Annotated in this window: 2 protein-coding genes; both read left to right on the top strand. The window is 69.3% G+C overall.

The annotated features are described in order from the left end of the window. A partial coding sequence (locus QMX80_RS18855; protein ID WP_282278702.1) for a DUF3014 domain-containing protein occupies nt 1-433 on the top strand: 433 nt, incomplete at its 5' end. 243 nt (nt 434-676) lie between these two features. Beyond that, nucleotides 677-3,265 (top strand): ATP-dependent chaperone ClpB, encoded by a 2,589-nt coding sequence (clpB, locus tag QMX80_RS18850; protein WP_282278703.1) that lies wholly within the window; start codon nt 677-679, stop codon nt 3,263-3,265. Nucleotides 3,266-3,384: the final 119 nt, after the last annotated feature.

Genomic DNA, 3,384 nt, shown 5'->3' with positions numbered 1-3,384 from the left:
GGGGGGGCGGGGGGGGGCGGGGGCCCGGCGGGGCCCCGGCGCGCCCGCCCCGGCCAGCCCCGTCGCCAGCGGCAATGCCGCGCGCTACGCGCCGTATGTGACGGCGTTCACCGCCGCCGATGCCGATGCGCTGGCGGCGGCCTACATGCGCCTGTATCCGCTGGTGCAGCAGGCGTACCGCGAACTGGGCCATCCCGGCGGGCACTTCAACGACCGCCTGGTCGGAGTGATCGACCACCTGCTGCAGGCCCCCGAACCGGCGCAGCCGCCGGCGCTGGAGCGCGACGAGCGCGGCCGCTACCGCTTTGTCGATCCCGACCTGCAGGCGCGCTCGATCGGGCAGAAGGCGCTGTTGCGGCTGGATCCGGAGCAGGCGCGGGCGGTGAAGCGGCAGCTGCGCGCCCTGCGCCAGGCGATCACGCGCGGCGGGTGAGCCTTGCCCGCCGCGTCCCGGCGGGTGCGCGGCCGTCGGCCGGGCGGCGGGGATAGGCGTTCTGTAGCGCGGGGCGCCGTCCCGCTGGGACATCCGCGGCCGTCTTGCCGGCAAACAGGGGGAAGCCCCGCACGGTTCAGCGGACATGAACAGCCTCTCCCGGACGGCCTTGAATCACACCGCCGCAACCGCATCTGAACCAATATCGCCGGCGACGCCGGCCCCTGATTCGGGATGACCACCATGCGGATGGACAAGCTCACCTCCAACTTCCAGAAGGCCCTGGCCGACGCGCAGTCGCTGGCCGTAGGCCGCGACCACAGCATCATCGAGCCGGTGCACGTGCTGGCCGCGCTGCTCGACCAGGCCGGCGGCAGCAGCCGGCCGCTGCTGGCCCAGGCCGGCGTCAACGTGCCGGTGCTGCGCGAGCGCCTGGCCGAGGCGCTGGACGCGCTGCCCAAGGTGTCCGGCCAGGCCGGCAACCTGTCGATGGGCAACGACCTGAGCCGCCTGCTCAACGCCACCGACAAGCTGGCGCAGCAGCACAACGACCAGTTCATCGCCAGCGAATGGTTCCTGCTGGCCGCTACCGACGACGGGGGCGCGGCCGGCATGGCGCTGCGCGCGGCCGGGGCCGACAAAAAGAAGCTGGAAGCGGCCATCGACAAGCTGCGCGGCGGCGAAACCGTGCAGAGCGAGAACGCCGAGGAACAGCGCCAGGCGCTGGAGAAATACACCATCGACCTGACCGCGCGCGCCGAGAGCGGCAAGCTCGACCCTGTCATCGGTCGCGACGAGGAAATCCGCCGCACCATCCAGGTGCTGCAGCGCCGCACCAAGAACAACCCGGTGTTGATCGGCGAGCCCGGCGTGGGCAAGACCGCGATCGTCGAAGGCCTGGCCCAGCGCATCATCAACGACGAAGTGCCCGAAGGCCTGCGTGGCAAGCGCGTGCTGTCGCTGGACATGGGCGCGCTGATCGCCGGCGCCAAGTTCCGCGGCGAGTTCGAGGAGCGCCTGAAGGGCGTGCTCAACGACCTGGCCAAGAACGAGGGCCAGATCATCCTGTTCATCGACGAGCTGCACACCATGGTCGGCGCCGGCAAGGCCGATGGCGCCATGGACGCCGGCAACATGCTCAAGCCGGCGCTGGCGCGCGGCGAGCTGCACTGCATCGGCGCCACCACGCTGGACGAGTACCGCCAGTACATCGAGAAGGACGCCGCGCTGGAGCGCCGTTTCCAGAAGGTGTTCGTCGGCGAGCCGAGCGTGGAGGACACCATCGCCATCCTGCGCGGGCTGAAGGAAAAATATGCCGTGCACCACAGCGTGGAGATCACCGACCCGGCCATCGTCGCCGCGGCCACGCTGTCCAACCGCTACATCACCGACCGCCAGCTGCCGGACAAGGCCATCGACCTGATGGACGAGGCGGCCTCGCGCATCCGCATGGAGATCGACTCCAAGCCGGAAGAGCTCGACCGCCTCGAACGCCGCCTGATCCAGCTGAAGATCCAGCGCGAGATGTTGAAGAAGGAAAAGGACGACGCCTCGCAGAAGCGCCTGGCTGACCTGGAGCTGGATATCGAGAAGCTCGAGCGCGAGTTCTCCGACCTCAACGAAATCTGGAAGGCGGAAAAAGCCGCCGTGCAGGGTTCGGCGCAGATCCAGCAGCAGATCGAGCAGAACCGCATCGAACTGGATGCCGCCCAGCGCCGTGGCGATCTCAGCCGCGTGGCCGAACTGCAGTACGGCGTGATTCCCGAGCTGGAGCGCCGCCTGCAGATGGCCGACCAGCAGGAAGGGCAGGCCGCGTTCCGGCTGCTGCGCAACAAGGTGACCGACGAGGAGATCGCCGAGGTGGTCTCGCGCTGGACCGGCATCCCGGTGAACAGGATGCTCGAAGGCGAGCGCGACAAGCTGCTGCGCATGGAGGATGAACTGCACAAGCGCGTGGTCGGCCAGGAAGAGGCGATCCGCGTGGTGTCCGACGCGGTGCGCCGCTCGCGCGCCGGCCTGTCCGACCCGAACCGCCCGAGCGGCTCGTTCCTGTTCCTGGGCCCGACCGGCGTGGGCAAGACCGAACTGACCAAGGCGCTGGCCGATTTCCTGTTCGACAGCCCCGACGCCATGGTGCGCATCGACATGAGCGAGTTCATGGAGAAGCACAGCGTCGCGCGCCTGATCGGCGCGCCTCCGGGCTATGTGGGCTACGAGGAAGGCGGTTACCTCACCGAGGCGGTACGCCGCCGCCCGTACAGCGTGATCCTGCTGGACGAGGTGGAGAAGGCGCATCCGGATGTGTTCAACATCCTGCTGCAGGTACTGGACGACGGCCGCCTGACCGACGGCCAGGGCCGCACCGTGGACTTCCGCAACACCGTCATCGTGATGACCTCGAACCTGGGCTCGCACCAGATCCAGGACATGAGCGGCGACGACAGCCCGGAGGCCTACACGCAGATGAAGGCGGCGGTGATGGGCGTGGTGCAGGCGCACTTCCGCCCGGAGTTCATCAACCGCCTGGACGACATCGTCGTGTTCCATCCGCTGGACAAGCAGCAGATCCGGCAGATCGCGCGCATCCAGATGCGCGGGCTGGAAAAGCGGCTGGGCGAGCGTGGGCTGAAGCTGGAAGTCGCCGATTCGGCGTTCGACCTGCTGGGCAATGTCGGCTTCGACCCGGTATACGGCGCGCGTCCGCTCAAGCGCGCGATCCAGCAGCAGCTGGAGAACCCGCTGGCGCAGAAGATCCTTGCCGGCGAGTTCGCCAGCGGCGACACCATCCACGTCGAGGCCGGCGCCGGCCAGCTGCGTTTCGCCAAGGGCTGACGCTCGCGCGGATGCCCCGCCGTTTCGCGGACGACGCCCGGAGCCTGCCGATGCGCGGGGCTCCCGGCGGCGGTGGCGGGACAGGGCGGGCCGCCGCGCATCGGGAAGGGCTCCCGATG

Origin of the sequence: Stenotrophomonas sp. PS02297 (genome assembly GCF_029959705.1) — a bacterium.
Taxonomy (GTDB): Bacteria; Pseudomonadota; Gammaproteobacteria; order Xanthomonadales; family Xanthomonadaceae; genus Stenotrophomonas; species Stenotrophomonas nitritireducens.
The sequence above is the reverse complement of the archived record's forward strand: the minus strand, read 5'-3'. Positions and strand labels throughout refer to the sequence as shown.